Origin of the sequence: Bacteroides sp. AM32-11AC (assembly GCF_003603515.1) — a bacterium.
Taxonomy (GTDB): domain Bacteria; phylum Bacteroidota; class Bacteroidia; order Bacteroidales; family Bacteroidaceae; genus Bacteroides; species Bacteroides uniformis.
This window is the reverse complement of the sequence record NZ_QTNH01000001.1, coordinates 403,349-419,049: the sequence shown is the minus strand read 5'-3', so window position 1 is coordinate 419,049 and position 15,701 is coordinate 403,349. Positions and strand designations below refer to the sequence as shown.

General features: G+C 50.9%; 10 protein-coding genes. 2 read left to right on the top strand and 8 right to left on the bottom strand.

Annotated elements, in window-relative coordinates; genetic code table 11:
- The first annotated feature begins 12 nt into the window (after nt 1–12).
- Nucleotides 13–2,640, top strand: a complete 2,628-nt coding sequence (locus DW800_RS01615; RefSeq protein ID WP_057087315.1) for a glycoside hydrolase family 78 protein — start codon at nt 13–15, stop codon at nt 2,638–2,640.
- Between the two features lie 113 nt (nt 2,641–2,753).
- Here DW800_RS01615 and DW800_RS01610 read toward each other — a convergent pair whose 3' ends face one another.
- From DW800_RS01610 to ychF, 6 genes are all read right to left on the bottom strand, one after another.
- Nucleotides 2,754–4,931, bottom strand: coding sequence for a glycoside hydrolase family 3 C-terminal domain-containing protein (locus tag DW800_RS01610; RefSeq protein ID WP_119957723.1), 2,178 nt, complete (start codon nt 4,929–4,931; stop codon nt 2,754–2,756).
- A 34-nt stretch (nt 4,932–4,965) separates the two neighbouring features.
- A complete protein-coding gene (locus DW800_RS01605) occupies nt 4,966–7,302 on the bottom strand; it encodes an alpha-xylosidase (protein ID WP_119957722.1) in 2,337 nt (778 codons plus the stop codon).
- Nucleotides 7,303–7,403: 101 nt separating this feature from the next.
- On the bottom strand, nt 7,404–8,306 hold the full coding sequence (gene lgt, locus DW800_RS01600) for a prolipoprotein diacylglyceryl transferase (RefSeq protein ID WP_022401919.1): 903 nt from the start codon (nt 8,304–8,306) through the stop codon (nt 7,404–7,406).
- Nucleotides 8,307–8,392: 86 nt separating this feature from the next.
- Complete coding sequence (locus DW800_RS01595) at nt 8,393–9,313, bottom strand: ketopantoate reductase family protein (RefSeq protein ID WP_005833928.1); 921 nt, start codon at nt 9,311–9,313, stop codon at nt 8,393–8,395.
- 14 nt (nt 9,314–9,327) lie between these two features.
- Nucleotides 9,328–10,140 (bottom strand): carboxypeptidase-like regulatory domain-containing protein, encoded by an 813-nt coding sequence (locus tag DW800_RS01590; protein WP_005824864.1) that lies wholly within the window; start codon nt 10,138–10,140, stop codon nt 9,328–9,330.
- A 77-nt stretch (nt 10,141–10,217) separates the two neighbouring features.
- Complete coding sequence (gene ychF, locus DW800_RS01585) at nt 10,218–11,321, bottom strand: redox-regulated ATPase YchF (RefSeq protein ID WP_016272151.1); 1,104 nt, start codon at nt 11,319–11,321, stop codon at nt 10,218–10,220.
- 252 nt (nt 11,322–11,573) lie between these two features.
- On the opposite strand from ychF, the gene DW800_RS01580 reads away from it, so the two are divergent.
- The gene (locus DW800_RS01580; protein WP_119957721.1) at nt 11,574–13,190 is read left to right on the top strand and encodes a family 43 glycosylhydrolase; all 1,617 of its coding nucleotides are present in this window, start codon (nt 11,574–11,576) and stop codon (nt 13,188–13,190) included.
- 270 nt (nt 13,191–13,460) lie between these two features.
- Here DW800_RS01580 and DW800_RS01575 read toward each other — a convergent pair whose 3' ends face one another.
- Nucleotides 13,461–14,084, bottom strand: a complete 624-nt coding sequence (locus DW800_RS01575; protein WP_119957720.1) for an HD domain-containing protein — start codon at nt 14,082–14,084, stop codon at nt 13,461–13,463.
- Between the two features lie 106 nt (nt 14,085–14,190).
- The gene (locus tag DW800_RS01570; RefSeq protein ID WP_005833924.1) at nt 14,191–15,606 is read right to left on the bottom strand and encodes a calcineurin-like phosphoesterase C-terminal domain-containing protein; all 1,416 of its coding nucleotides are present in this window, start codon (nt 15,604–15,606) and stop codon (nt 14,191–14,193) included.
- Nucleotides 15,607–15,701 lie beyond the last annotated feature (95 nt).

Genomic DNA, 15,701 nt, shown 5'->3' with positions numbered 1-15,701 from the left:
AACAATGGAGTTATGAAAAGAAATATACTGCTTCTATTCACATTCTTTGCTTGCATTACTGTACAAGGGCAGACTCCGGTTCGTTTGGTTGATCTGAGGAGCGAACATCTTGACAGACCTATAGGTTTGGATAATCCCGTTCCACGCCTTTCTTGGCGGATGGAAGATGGTAGGCAGGGAGCTGTGCAGACTTCCTGGCGGATTGTGGTAGACGAAGACTCGTTGAATGTGGTCAATGGCTGTGGCAGGATGTGGGATAGTGGAAAGAACGATTCCCGTAATCAGCTTGTGGCCTATGCGGGCAAAAAACTGCAGCCTTTCACTAGATATTATTGGAAAGTAATCTGCAGCGACATGGAATATAAGGAGACTGCTTCTCCTGTCTCTTACTTTGAAACGGGCATGATGGGGATGCAACATTGGCAAGGTGCTTGGATTGGCGATGGCAAGGATATTCATTATGGGCCTGCCCCTTACTTCCGAAAAGAGTTCAAGACCGGCAAAAAGGTAAAGTCAGCGCGTGCTTATATTGCCGCTGCTGGACTATATGAGCTTTACATCAATGGCGAGAAGATAGGAGACCACTGCCTTGCCCCTCTCTATACCCGCTTTGATCGCCGCAACTTGTATGTGGCTTATGATGTGACTTCACAATTACAGAATGGTGACAACGCTATTGGCGTACTTTTGGGTAACGGCTGGTATAACCATCAATCCAAAGCAGTGTGGGACTTCGACCGTGCCCCTTGGCGCAACCGTCCCACTTTCTGTCTGGACTTGCGCATTACCTACACCGATGGAAGCGTGGAGACTATTCCCACCGATCTCAGTTGGCGGACAGCGTCGGGTGCAATCACTTTTAATAGTATCTATACTGGCGAGCACTACGATGCACGTCTGGAGCAGAAAGGATGGAGCACTCCGGAATTCGATGATTCCAAGTGGCGCGGAGTAGCCTATCGGAGTGTACCTTCTTCCAATGTCACTGCCCAGCAAGTACATCCCATCCGTAATGTAAAGATTTTCCCCGCCGTCTCTTTCCGCAAAGTGGACGAGAAAACATACATCTATGATTTCGGGCAAAATATGTCCGGTGTGACTTGTATTCATGTTTCGGGTGAACGGGGAACGGAGGTCAGAATCAAACATGGCGAACGCTTACATCCAAATGGCCGCCTCGATCTCTCGAACATTGATGTCTACTTTCGAGGCGATAAGGAGAAAGACCCTTTTCAGACGGACATTCTCATTCTGAGTGGAGAAGAGGATGAGTTCATGCCCCGATTTAATTACAAGGGATTTCGTTATGTGGAGGTAGTGGCAGATAAGCCTATTGAGCTTGACCAAAACAGCTTGATTGCTTACTTCATGCACAGTGATGTGCCGGCAGTAGGTAGCTTGGAATCTTCGAGCCCACTGATAGGCAAGCTGCTCCATGCTGCCAATCACTCTTACCTTTCCAATCTGATGGGCTACCCCACCGATTGCCCTCAGCGCGAGAAGAACGGTTGGACTGGTGACGGTCATTTTGCCATTGAGGCAGCATTTTATAACTTTGATGGAATTACCGTTTACGAAAAATGGTTGGCCGACCATCGTGACGAACAGCAGCCCAACGGAGTGCTGCCCGATATTATTCCAACTGGTGGATGGGGATATGGTACAGACAACGGGCTGGACTGGACTAGTACTATTGCCATCATCCCTTGGAATATCTACCTCTTCTACGGTGATAGCAAGCCCTTGAGCGATTGTTACGAGAGCATCAAACGTTATGTGGATTATGTGGAGCGTATCTCTAACAATCATCTCACTACGTGGGGGCGCGGAGACTGGGTGCCGGTGAAGTCAAAATCCAATAAAGAGCTGACTTCCTCGGTCTACTTTTATGTAGATACCAAGATTTTGGCCGCTGCTGCCAAACTCTTCGGCAAACAGGCCGATTACGAATATTATAATGCCTTGTCGGAGGAGATAAAGCAAGCTGTCAATGATAAGTTCCTGAATCGAGAAACAGGCATCTATGCCGAAGGTTCACAAACCGAATTGAGTGTTCCCTTGCAATGGAAGATTGTGCCCGAAGAGTTGATAGGAAAAGTGGCAGCTAACTTGGCACATAAGGTAGAGGAGGACGGTTTTCACTTGGATGTGGGTGTATTAGGAGCTAAAGCTATTCTGAATGCACTCAGCGAAAATGGTTATGCTGAAACAGCTTATAAGGTGGCTGTACAGGACACTTATCCTTCATGGGGTTGGTGGATGGTGAACGGTGCCACTACGCTGCTCGAGAACTGGGATTTGCAGGCTACTCGTGACATCTCGGACAATCATATGATGTTCGGTGAAATAGGTGCTTGGTTCTACAAGGGGCTGGGAGGTATTTTCCCTGATCCCGTGCAACCTGGTTTTCAAAACATTCTGCTCCGTCCCCATTTCATAAAGGGATTGAAACGGTTTGAAGCTCGTCATCGGTCGCCTTACGGTGAAATTGTTTCTCGCTGGGAATGGAAAGGGAAATGTGTGCATTATGAAGTTACAGTGCCCGCTAACAGTACAGCTACACTCACTTTACCTGACAAGGCCGAGAATGTACGGGTGGTGGAACTGGCGGCAGGAAGATATGAGTTTATTGTAAAGTGACCCTGTACTTTTCATTTATGCTTGCAAATATGTAATTAGCGGGTTTGCCACGTTGTTGTGGCATAACTCGCTAATTTTTATAGTCGGTATGTTAAGGGATGGCTTTTTCATTCTTATAGCCTGATCTTTCCCTCCAACCGTATATCTTCCGATGAAGCCCCTATCAGCAGCTTCACCGTTCCGGGTTCTACAACGAACATCTGCTTTCCTTCGTTCCAATAGCCGAGCTCTTCTTTGGGCACGGTAAGCGTCACTTTCCGGGTTTCGCCGGCCTTGATGGGGATACGCCTGAAGGCGCGCAACTGCTTGGAAGGACGTTCCACTTTGGAGTCCGGATAGCTGGCATAGAGCTGTACGACTTCTTCTCCGTCGCGTCCGCTGGTATTCTTCACTGATACCGTCACGCGGATGTTCTTCTTGTCTTGCTTGACGGATTCAATCTTCTCGTACGTAAAGTCGGAATAGCTCAGACCATAGCCGAAAGGATAGAGCACAGGGCCTTGGTGGTACATATACGTACGTCCGTTGCGGATGTCGTAGTCCATTATGTCGGGTAGGTCAGTGATGTCTTTCACCCACGTCTGTACGGTACGTCCGGCTGGATTCACCTTGCCGAAGAGTACGTCGGCCAGTCCGTTGCCCTGCTCCTGACTGCAGTGGGTGATGTGGACGATGGCAGGCACGTGCTCCTGGCTCCAGTTGATGGTGTAGGGGAAGCTGCTGACGAGCACCAGTATGGTATTGGGATTGGCCTTGAGCACCAGCTTCACCAAGTCTTCATCGGGCAGCATCAGCGATTTGCGGTCCACGGCTTCGCGGCCGTCACTGGGGACGGGAGAGAACTTCCAGTCCGCACGCGTGCCGTAAGGATGGTTTCCTACACACACGATGGCAACGTCGGCGGCTGCAGCAGCCTTTTCTGCCTGGCCCATGCGGTTGTCTTCGGCGTGGATGATTTCGGTTCCTTCTTTCACAGCATTGCGTATGCCACTCAGAATCGTTGTTTCGTAAGGCGGGGTACCACTATACCAGTCTTGCACGATTTTGTCCGAATACGGGCCTATAACGGCTATTTTACGCAGCTTTCCGGCATCGAGTGGCAGGAGTTTTTTGTTTTTCAATAACACCACGGACTTGGCGGTGACTTCCCGTGCCAGCCTGCGGGCTTCTGCTGTCATGAAAGGCGGTGTCTCCGTACTGTTCTTTCCGATAGAGAGATAAGGGTTACGGGAGTTGTCCCCGTCCAGCAAGCCGAGCTTGAGGGCGACGAAGATGTTCCCGCGGATAGCCTTGTCGATGTCGACTTCGGTCAGTAATCCCTTTTCCAGAGCTTCCTTGACGTAAGGAACGTATGCGTCGAGAAATTGTCCTGTGGTGGCTTTTACTACGGCAGCAGCACCCTCCGCAAAGCTCGGAAAACTCTTGTGCGCTTCAATCAGCAGTTTCAGGGCACCGCCGTCCGTACAGATGATACCGTTGTTGCCCCACTGCTTGCGGGTAATCTCTTCGAGGCAGGGATGGATGGACATGGGGATGCCGTTCCAACTGTTGTAGGCGGCCATGAAGGCACGGCTGCCTCCCTCGGTGATGCCTTTATAGAAAGGATAAGCATAGTATTCATGGAACAAGCGCGTGTCGAAGTCGGAGGAAGTGCTGTCCCGTCCGTCCTCGTTGCTGTTGGCAAGGAAATGCTTCATCAGAGAGGCGGTTTTCCAGTAGCGGGGATGATTGCCTTGCAGGCCGCGTACGCTGGCAATGGTGAGTTGGGCGGTGAGGAAAGCATCTTCTCCGAAACTCTCCTCGGTGCGTCCCCAGCGTGGGTCGCGGGCAAGGTCGGCATTCGGAGCGCGCATCACGAGGGCATGACGCTTGTTGCCGGTGGTCTGCATGTAGTAGCGGGCTTCTTCAGCGGCTTGTTCCGCTACTTTCCGCACCAAATCGGTGTCCCATGTGGAGCCCAGACCGTAGGACTGGGGGAATATGGTGGTGGGGCAGTCGGTAGGGACTACTTTCCCGTCTTCCGTTCTTTGGCGTCCGCCCCACATGGCAGGCCCGCCGAGGGTCAGCCCGTGCAGTCCTTCGTAGTGTCCGCAACGGGGAATGTTGAGGCGGGGGACACCGAGGTCGGTGGAAAGAAGGTTTATCTTTTCATCCAATGTCAGGATGGAAAGAAGATGTTCCACGCGCTGTTCGTCGGTGAGCGTGGTATCTTGAAAGGCTTGTGTGTGTTGTGCGCTTGCCTGTAAGCCGAATAGCAGGGGCAAGGCGAGGAACAATAACTTGTTTCGCATGGGGTATTAGGGTTTAATGTGTTTGATATACCGGTTATGGGATTGATATCCGTTGTAACTGTCCGTCCTGCGGCAGGCAGAGCAATCCTTTAGCTTTCTTTTCGTCTGCCAGATACTTCTTCCACGTAATCTTGTCCCATTTCATCTGGTCTGTGCATTGTGCCACGGGGATATGGGGGATGGCCGAACCGTCCTTTACAAGAATGACGATGGGCAGGGTGCCGCACTCGATATGGTTCCATCCCGGAGCATACACCTTTCCGGTCTGGTAGTCTATCCATTTCTGCCGTCCGGGGAGGTAGACATCCCGTCCGCTGCCCTCTTCGAGCATGGGTGCCACGAGGAGGTTGGAGCCGAACATGTACTCGTCCTCTACCAGCCATGCACCCGGGTCGTCGGGATACTCCAGCAGCAGGGCGCGGAGCATCGGCCAGCCGTTCTCGGTGCACTCTTTGGATTGTGCGTATACATAGGGCATCAGTTTGTACTTCAGCTCGGCGCAACGGCGGAAATAGTCTGTGAACTCTTTCCCGTAGTACCACGGCTCAGTGGGAGGTGCTCCGTGCACGCGGCTGTGGCTGGTGAGGAAGCCGAAGGGCAGCCAGCGGCGGTAGAGGCTTTCGGGGCTTTGGGTCACGAAGCCGCCTATGTCATTGCTCCAGAAGCAGAACCCGCTCAATCCGATGGAGAGACCGCTGCGGACGGTTCCCTCGAAACCGGTTTCGGTGGTGGCGGCATCACCGCCCCAGTGCAGCGGGTAGCGTTGTGAGCCTGCCCATGCAGAGCGTGCCCAGATGATGTTTTCGCCGTGCAGCTTCTTGATGATGTCGGCCACGGTTTTGTTGTAGCGCAGCGGGTAGAGGTTGTGTTCGTACAGTCCGCTACGGCCGTTGGCATAGATGGCATCCAGCGGGGCACCTTCGCCGAAGTCTACTTTGATGGCGCCTACACCCATTTCAATCAGATTGCCGAGTTTTTCCTGATACCACTTCACGGTTTCGGGGTTGGTGAAGTCCAGCACCACGTCCTCGTAGGGGAGCTGCCCCTTACCGTTGCGTACGTACAGACCGCGTTCCACCAGCTCGGGGAAGAACTTGTTTTTCGGAGTGAAGTAGGGGAGTTGCCAGAGGCAGGTGCGGAAGCCTTGTGACCTTAGGTCGGTGAGCATCTGCCGGGGATTGTCGAAGCGGTCGGCGGCAAAGGCGTAGTCGCACTGCCAGTCCACGCCGAACCAACCGGTATCGAAGTGGATGACGTCGCTCGGTATCTTGTTCTCACGCAGTTTCCGGGCTACATCGCGGCCCTCTGCTTCGCTGAAGTAGGTGATGCGGCTCATCCAGGTGCCGAAGCTCCACAAGGGGGGCATTTCGGGCCGTCCTACCAGTGCGGTGTATTCGCTCAGCATCTCCTTCGGCGAACCCAGGAAGATGAAGATGTCCATCGCTTCGTCTGCCATAAAGAGTTTGGTGGCTCCGATGTAGGAGCAGCCGAAGTCGCAGGTCACGGGGGCGGAAGTGTGCATAAACATGCCATAGCTGCGGTTACTGAAAAAGAAGGGGATAGGCTTGTACATATCCGGAGTTTCGGGGCCCTGCGGGTCGGTGACAAAGAGGTTGACCTTTTGTCCGGCCTTGTTCAGTGCGGTGGCGGACTCGCCGCAACCGTAGATTTTCTCGTTTGGCGCGAGGCTGAATACGGGATTGATGCTGCGTGAGTTGTCCGAGCCGCGCTTGATAAAGCTGAATGGAGGTACCTTGACCTGTGTGGAGTCGTTGTCGCTCCAGCAACGAGTCTGTGTCAGCAGGCGTCCGTCGGCATCTTTCAGCACCAGGCGCCAGGGGTAATTCTCGATGAGCAGGCTGCCGTATCGGGAGGTGTACAGGGTACCTTTATCCGTCTTCTCGGCTTTCCAGAAGGAGCGTCCGTCGGCAGGCTTTCCTATGAGCATGGGGTCATCGGCATCTTCTTTCGGTACGATGGGCGAGGTAAGCATACGGATGCGGAGGGTGCGTTCGCTGACCGGTTCGACGGTGAACGTCAGCTGCGGGTTGTTGTCGTAGGCCGTCTCCGGGAAGTCCAGCGACTGGAGGGGCTGGTGCAGGTAGGTGTTTGCATTGAATGCCTGGCGGGGCATCAGTTGCTGGCGTTTCCACTGGACAGTCCCTTTACCGGTAGAGGTGTCGAACGATACCAGGCTGTCGGCAAAGAAATAGGTGTTGCTGAGGTCCAGAAAATCCTGGCTCATGTCTTTCGACTGGGAAAGCAGGTATTGCACGCCGGCATTTGTTTTCAGTTGGGCATGTGCGGGCGGGATGGCAGTTGCTGCTAGCAGCATAAAAGCTGCCCCTTTCATCAGTTGTTTCTCTTTCATGATAAATATATGATTTACGGTTACTGTTTCGATGCCGTAAAAGTAGAGAAATCCACACAGATGAAAGGGGTGGGTATGTTGCTTATGTAGGGCTGAAATGTTTATTTGGAAGCTTTCTTCCCGTAGAAACACATGAAATATACCCCGATAATCACAAACGGGATACTGAGCCACTGGCCCATGTTCAGCGTCATGCTGTCCTCAAAGTTCACCTGGTTTTCTTTCAGGAACTCGATGAAGAAACGGAAGGTGAAAATCTCCGTCAGGCAGAGTCCGAAGAAGAAACCGCGGTGATAGGGCAGGGAGGCTTCGGCCTGCACGGTGGTTGATTTCCGCTTGGTGGTGCTGAAATCTGTTTCGAGCTTGGTCTCTTGTTTCTTCTGTCCGCGTTTGTATAGCCAGACCATCCCCAGGAAGAAGATGAAGTAGGCGATGGCTTCGTAGAGCTGTGCCGGATGGCGGGGCAGCATGTCTTCGCGCTCGAAGATGAATGCCCAGGGCACGTCGGTCGGTTTGCCGATGATTTCGGAGTTCATCAGGTTGGCAAGGCGGATGCAGCAGGCGGTGATGGGAGTGGCAACGGCTATCATGTCGAGCACGTCCATGTAGTGCATCTTCGTCTTGCGGCAGTACATCCAGAGGGCGATAATCAGGCCCAGCGTGCCGCCGTGGCTGGCAAGGCCGGTGTAACCCGTCATTTTCCATCCTGCGGCGGTCTGCTTGATGGGGAGAATCATTTCAACGAAGTGGTCTTGGTAGTATGCCCAGTCGTAAAATATGCAGTGGCCCAGTCGTGCGCCTATCAGTATGCCGAAGAAGCAATAGAAGAAGAGAGGTTCGAATTTCTTTTCGTCTATTTTGCGGTCGCGGTACTGGTGTTGCACGATAAGGTAGGCAAAAGCGAGGCCGATAATCCATAACAAACCGTAGTAGCGGATGGATATGCCGAAGAAGTTGAATAGTTCGGGGTCGGGGTTCCAGTTGATGGTGAGTAATGATAGCATATTTATGAAGAATTAAATTACTGAATTACGGGGTTGTTCGGGACAAAGGTATGAAATTATCTCGTTTGGCAGTTCATCGTGACAGTTTATTTGAATTTCTCCGCCACCATCCTATACGTCGGCACCTCAATCCCTTGTTCCTCTGCAGCCGTAATCATGTCGAACAACAAGCCTTGTACTTCGCTCTGATGTCCTTTGGCCATATCTTTCTGCATGGAGGCGGTACTTTCAGGGGCGAGTTTGTCTATTACTTTGAGGTTATACTGCACGATGTCTTCCTTGAATTCTATACCCAACTTCCTGCCCAAAGCTGCACTCTCTTGTGACAGTCCGATAAAGGTGTCGCGCACTTTGCCCGGTTTCTGGACTTCGCCCATAGGTACGTCGTAATAGGCTCCGGTGACGGCCATAGCAGAAATGAAGGACCACTTGACGAATGTGTCCCGGTTGATGTCGTCGGAGATTTCGGCTTTGATGCCGCTTTCCTGCAAATCGCGTTGCACGGCTTCCAATGTTTCACGGGAAACAATCGTGCTGCGGTGTGCTCCGTAGACGAGCCGGAAAATCTTTCCCATCTGCGTGATTTCTCCCCGTCCGGATACGAATCCTACGATGTAGATGCAGCCGTCGAGCACCGTGACGCCGGGGACCAACCGCTGGATACGGGGACCGGTTCCGTAAACATTCAGGATGGGGATTACCACTGTACGCTCGTGTGAGGCACGTTTGATGAGTTCCGTAATGGAGTCTACGGAATAACCTTTGACGCAGACGAAGATAACATCCGCTTTGCCTTGGAATTCTTCTGCGGTAAATGCCGCCACTTTCAGACAATGTTCACCTTTCAAATCGGAGTGCAGTTGCAGACCGTTCCCGCGTATGGCGGCAAGGTGTTCGCCACGTGCAATGCAAGTGACGTCTTTGCCGGATAATGAAAGAAAGGCGGCGATGCTTCCGCCTACGCCGCCGGTACCTGCTATGAGGTATTTCAGATTACTGTTTGCCATTTGTTGTGTATGGTTTATTGAACGTAGTTTTCCTTTTCCATATAGTAAAGCCCTTCGCCCCGGTCACCGTTTTCCATGTCTTCCAGCTCTACTTTGAAGATACGGTAGGGAAGGTCTTTTTTGGGATGCTTGGGCATGTCTACTGTCAATAGATAGGCGTTGCCATATTCGTTGCTGTCGAAATATTCTTTTATTTCCTGCTTCATCAGCACGGGGACTTTCTCGCCGTCTATCCAGACGGTGACTTTCAGTTGCCCGGGCCGGGGAGCCATCTGGCATTCTCTGGCTTCTTTGTTTTGTTCTTGTTGCTCAATGTCACTCAGGTTTTCACCGTGTACCAATGACTCGGGCTTTGTTTCTTTCATCCATTGGTAGGTACGTGTCAAGCTCATGGGACGGACGTATATCTGATAAGTAGGCATGGCTCCGGGGATGCAGAAAGCACGCAGGCCATAAGCTTCCATACGATGATAACGTATGTCGAGTGTAGTGTCGCGGTCGGCGATGAAATCCCAGGCCCAGAACTCCAGGCGGTGTTCAGTCTCGGGCAGCCCGCTTTTCATGGCAATGTGCGCATAGGAGGGCAGATAAATAGAGGCTGCACTTTGATATTTCCCTTTGGGTATACGGGCCGTGTAATGCCCGTCTTTGTCGGTTATGGCTTCTATGATGTCATTGAACTGCGGGTTTTGCCACCAGACGCTGGCACTGTCTATCGGCTGTCCGTTGTAATCAGTCACCCGTCCGTGAATGGTTACCGAGTCTTGCTGTTGTGCATAAACGGCAGTACAGGACAATAAGAATAAAAGGAAGATAATCTGTTTCACAGTATTGTTATTGTATGGAGTTTATTAGAAAATGGCAATGTACAAAGAAAGTACATTGCCATCTGGAATGAATATCATTACACATTGAACCTGAAGTGCATGATGTCCCCATCCTGCACCACGTATTCCTTACCTTCCACACCCAACTTTCCGGCTTCGCGCACGGCTGCTTCGCTGCCATACTTGATATAATCCTCATACTTGATGACCTCTGCCCGGATGAATCCCTTTTCAAAATCCGTATGGATAACGCCGGCGCATTGTGGAGCCTTCCAGCCCTTGCGATAGGTCCATGCTTTTACTTCCATCTCTCCGGCAGTGATGAAGGTTTCGAGGTTCAGCAGGCTGTAGATAGCTTTAATCAAACGGTTGCAGCCGCTTTCTTTCAGTCCCAGGTCTTCGAGGAACATCTGCTTTTCTTCGTATGTCTCCAGTTCGGCGATGTCGGCTTCGGTCTGGGCGGAGATGATGATGAGTTCCGCATCCTCGCCCTTGATGGCTTCACGCACCTGCTCTACGTACTGGTTGCCGCTGGCGGCACTGACGTCATCCACGTTGCAGACGTAGAGCACGGGTTTGGTGGTGAGCAGGAACATCTGCTTGGCACATTGTTCCTCGTCGTCGTTCTGCGGAATGACGGTGCGGGCGCTTTGTCCTTGTTCCAGGGCATCCTTGTAGCGGAGCAGGAGTTCGTACTCTATCTTTGCCGCCTTGTCGCCACCCACTTTGGCAATCTTCTCTACACGCTTGATGCGGTTTTCCACCGTGTCGAGGTCCTTCAGTTGCAGCTCTGTGTCGATGATTTCTTTGTCGCGTACGGGGTTCACCGAGCCGTCCACGTGGACGATGTTGCCATTGTCGAAGCAGCGCAGCACGTGGATGATGGCGTCGCACTCGCGGATGTTGCCCAAGAACTGGTTGCCGAGTCCTTCACCTTTGCTGGCGCCCTTCACCAGTCCGGCAATGTCGACGATGTCGCACACGGCGGGTACGATACGCCCCGGGTGAACCAGCTCGGCGAGACGGGTCAGTCGTTCGTCGGGTACGGACACTTGTCCCATTTGGGCGTCGATTGTACAGAACGGGAAGTTTGCCGCTTGTGCCTTTGCGCTGCTCAAGCAGTTGAAAAGAGTGGATTTTCCTACGTTGGGAAGGCCCACGATACCAGCTTTTAATGCCATAGTGTTATCTTGTTTTTTAGTTATTGTTCAGTTAATTGGATGCAAAGATAGTGCAAACCGAATGCAGAATAAAATGAACTCGTTCATTTTTTATGCTGAGGTGCAGCCTATCTTCACTTTTTTAAGCAAAGATAGTACTTACCGGGGAAAGTGGGTATGTTAATTTGCATTAAAAGCACGAGAGTAAAATGATAAATTGATAGTTTTGTCGCAATTATAAATTTAAGTATCATTCTATAAATCAATGCGATTATGAAAAACAAAGTAAGAAAAATTCTGATGATTTTCTCATGTCTCATCGGTCTGTCTTTTACATTATCTGCACAGAATCCTTATCTGCCGCTTTGGGAGTTTATTCCTGACGGTGAGCCCTATGTGTTTGAGGATCCTGACTGCCCCGGCAAGTACCGTGTCTATATTTATGGCTCGCACGATAATCTCAAGTGGATGTATTGTGGACGTGACCAAGTGGTGTGGTCGGCACCCGTAGAGGACTTGACCCGTTGGAGATATGACGGCGTGATATTTAAAGTCAATGAGTCGCCCGAGCTGTATAAACTGAATGCTGATGGGACCGACGACGTGCTTTTTGCCCCTGACGTGACAGTAACTACCGATGCCGATGGTAAGAAAACTTATTACCTCTTTCCGAATAATCAAGGTGGCGGGCGCAATTCCATGATTGCCAAAAGCGACCGTCCCGATGGTCCGTTTACAGTATGCAATTGGAACAAGGAACGTCCTCGTGAGACTTTCGGTTGCTTGGGATTCGACCCCGCAGTGTTTGTTGACGATGATGGACGCGTGTATGGTTATTGGGGATTTGGCATTTCGCATGGCGCGGAGTTGGACCCTGCTACCATGTGCACGGTAAAGCCCGGTACCGAAGTGGTGGAGAACATGATTTCGGGCTATCGGCAGGAAGGTATATTCCGCTTCTTTGAGGCATCTTCTATCCGCAAGATTGAGGATAAGTATGTGTTTATCTATAGCCGTACTACCGCTGAGGGTGAAGATGGCCTGCCAAACGCCAGCAACTATACGTTGGCCTATGCCTACAGCGAGCATCCCTTGGGCCCGTGGACTTATGGTGGGACAATCATCGATGCGCGGGCGCGTGAGTATGACGAAAAAGGCAACGTGATAGCTTCGGCCATGCCCGGTGGAAATACGCATGGCAGTATCTGCAAGATAGGCGAGCAATGGTACGTGTTCTATCATCGCCAGATAGGTACCGATTGCTATGCACGCCAAGCTATGGTGTCGGCCATTGATGTAAAGGTGGAAAAAGGAAAAGGCGGGAAAGTCGTGATTTCACGCGGAGAGTTCAATTCTGAAGGCTTCCTTCTTGAAGGGCTCAATCCTATGCAGCGCATCTCGGCCGGGCTGGCTTGTTGGCACACCAATCCCGGAGGAATCAAAGAGGTCTATCCCCATTATGTGTATACGGGGTCTTATATCCGGCCTGTGTACCGGGATAATAATCCCTATGCCGGCGATAACAACCACAAAATCCCGTTCGCTCCGGTGGTGAATAACACAAGTGGGTCGATTGTAGGATATAAATACTTGAATATGAGTGCCGTTCCGCGAGATAAGTCTTTGCAGATGCAGTTAAGGTTGAAGGCTGAAGATACCGACGGGCGCATCCGCATCATGCTGGGTAGCCCTTGGACAACAAAAGGCGGTGTAGAGATAGGACTTGTGAATGTGAAGGCTGGCAGCACTTGCAGGGAGTTCTATGCTTCGCTCTCTATTCCGGCAAAGCTGCATAAGGGAAAGCAGCCGCTCTTCTTTGTCTTCGAATCAGAGACCGAAGGCCAGTCCATCTGTGAGTTTTATGATTTCCTCATGTTGGCACGCCCATAAGTCTTTATACTTATGGAGGCGGATACTTATCTTGTGAGACCTTCTAAATAGAGCTATTGTATTAGTTCACAGTACTGAACACTTTGTTACACCCCGTCGGAACAGATTGTTTCTCTTGTATGAAACGACTTGTTTCGACGGGATAAAACGATTTGTTCCGTTATAGGAAACACTTTGTTTCCTTATAGAGAACACTCTGTTCCATTATAGGAAACAAACCGTTTCCATAGTCGGAAATGAAATGGGGCATATGTTTCATTGATACCGCTATTACTTTTCCTCCTCGAATATTCGGTTGAAAACTTGCCGCAGTCGTCCTTCGTCTGCGATAATGGCTTGGAGCTTCTTCAGCTGTTCCGCATTCTTCCCCTCGGGAAACCAAAGCTTCAGATAACCGCCGGGTGCATACTTTGCCATGAGATGCTGATGGAACCGTTGGTAGTGCCACTCCTTGTCTGCGGCAGGATTCTGTTTCAAGCCGTATTGGACGGTGCGGCGCAGGGTGATGTCCGGGTCGATGATACGGTCTGCTTCGGCAACAATCTTGCCGTAGATGCTGCGCGGCTCGTGGTCGGTGGAGGCGCGGTGGTCTTCTACGGCTTCTTTCATGAGGAGGATTTCCGTATCGGAGAACCATTGCCGCAGGGTGGAGTCCGCCATCAGTATCTCGCCGGAGACAAGGTGGTGGGTGGTGCGGTCGCGGCACAGTCCCGTATCATGGTAGGCGGCAATGACGTATGCCAGGCGTTCGTCCGCTTCGGGATGTTGCCGGGCGAGGGCAAGACTTTCTTCGATGACGGTACGGACGTGGGAGAGGTTGTGTGCCTTGTCAAACTCCTTGTAACGGGGGATGATTGCTGTCTCGATGTAGGTAATGAGGGGCTTGGGTATCATGTGGCATTCCTTTTTCGGGTAAAGGTACGAATAATAACCGATAGCTGAATAACGAGGAGCAGGGAATGGCTCATAATTAGGTACCGATTACTATCTGTCTGTTTACTTAATGTTCCAAAGACTGCTCGTAGCTTTTCCCGTTGGCGTCAGTCACCACGATTTTTATTTTCTTTGCTTTATCGCTCGGTTTTGTAGAGAAAAAGAAATAAGCATTCTTGTTAGCTTGGCGACCACGTTCCTTCATATCCTTTCCCTCTGTGACAGCTTTGCGCTGCAGGAAGAAATCATAATCAGGATCCATGCCTTTATACTGCTTCATTTCGCCTTTCAACTTCCCGTCTTCGTAGTATTCCACTTTCCAGCGGTTATCCCAATTCCATACCTTGACACAGAGTTCGTCTTCATGGCCGGGTACTGTACCCACGGGATAGTAACGGAACTGATAGTCACGGTCATGTCCTAATGACTTGAAATAATTTGCAATTCCGTTCTTGCCGGATTCGAATACTTGGTAGCCAATAGGGGTACCGTCTTTGCTATAGATGCCGTCCCATAACCACCACGCGCCTCCGATGGAGGCGATATTGTACTCACGAATGTTGTTTCTGATTTGTGTGTTGCATTGTACATGGGTGTGACCACTGAGAATATCTACCTTATAACCCTCGAAAAGGTCGAGTAACTCGGCTACGCGTCCCAACTTGTAGTTCTCGTTATAGAAGTATGCCGGAGCATGCATGCAAACAAACAGATGAGCCCCTTTGGGGACGTACTGCAGATAGCTCTTCACCCAATTGAGCTGCTGATCATTGAGCCCCACCTCATACTTCTTGTTTCCTTTATAAAGGATATTGTCCAAAACGATATAATAGTCTTTTCCAGCATTGAACGCATAGTAAGTGGGTCCAAAGAAATGCCGATAAAGATGTGCACTGGCATCATCGTCGCTCACCTCCTTGTCGTGGTCGTGGTTGCCGATAACCGGATAGATGGGAATTTGGATCTTTGCTATCTCTTGCTTGATGTGGGGAAACATTTCCAGGTTATCCCATAAGATGTCGCCCAAGAAGATGGCGAAAGCAGGAATATTCTGGCTCATATATTCAAAGCCCACTTGCTTGAGGTCGGGGAAAGCTTCCGTTTCAAGCCGATGGAATGCGTTCTCTCCGCGCGGTTGTGTATCGGCTGCTGCCATCATGGCGTATTTGCCTCCTACTGTTCCCCAGCGATGGAGCTGGAAATCGTGGCTGTTCTCGTTCAGAGTCTTATAGAAGACGGGAGTACCCCCGTTGCAAGGTGCCATATAGCCTGAAGGTGTCACTACATAGATAAAGTGGGCCTTCTCATCAGCATCAATCATATAGCTTCCGTCTTCACTGGTAAGAGCGAATGCGGTGCCATCGGTTACTACAACTTTGGCCAGCCCCTTGCCGTCGGCCATGACTTTGCCTTTAATCTCTTTAGCTTCTGCCCCTATTGCCATAAGCAGCAATGCGGCGTAAAAAATGTTCTTTTTGTTCATTGCTTTTCTCTTTCAATTATTTGTTGTTTGAATTGAGAGCAAAAATAGGTGAGTGAAATTACTTCGTCGTTTCTATGGGGTTACGTTCAAGTTAC

Bases quoted from the DNA above. Each gene is read 5' to 3' on its own strand.
- DW800_RS01610 (WP_119957723.1), bottom strand. From the start codon at position 4,931: ATGCGAAACAAGTTATTGTTCCTCGCCTTGCCCCTGCTATTCGGCTTA.
- DW800_RS01605 (WP_119957722.1), bottom strand. From the start codon at position 7,302: ATGAAAGAGAAACAACTGATGAAAGGGGCAGCTTTTATGCTGCTAGCA.
- DW800_RS01595 (WP_005833928.1), bottom strand. From the start codon at position 9,313: ATGGCAAACAGTAATCTGAAATACCTCATAGCAGGTACCGGCGGCGTA.
- DW800_RS01570 (WP_005833924.1), bottom strand. From the start codon at position 15,606: ATGAACAAAAAGAACATTTTTTACGCCGCATTGCTGCTTATGGCAATA.
- DW800_RS01575 (WP_119957720.1), bottom strand. From the start codon at position 14,084: ATGATACCCAAGCCCCTCATTACCTACATCGAGACAGCAATCATCCCC.
- DW800_RS01580 (WP_119957721.1), top strand. From the start codon at position 11,574: ATGAAAAACAAAGTAAGAAAAATTCTGATGATTTTCTCATGTCTCATC.
- ychF (WP_016272151.1), bottom strand. From the start codon at position 11,321: ATGGCATTAAAAGCTGGTATCGTGGGCCTTCCCAACGTAGGAAAATCC.
- lgt (WP_022401919.1), bottom strand. From the start codon at position 8,306: ATGCTATCATTACTCACCATCAACTGGAACCCCGACCCCGAACTATTC.
- DW800_RS01615 (WP_057087315.1), top strand. From the start codon at position 13: ATGAAAAGAAATATACTGCTTCTATTCACATTCTTTGCTTGCATTACT.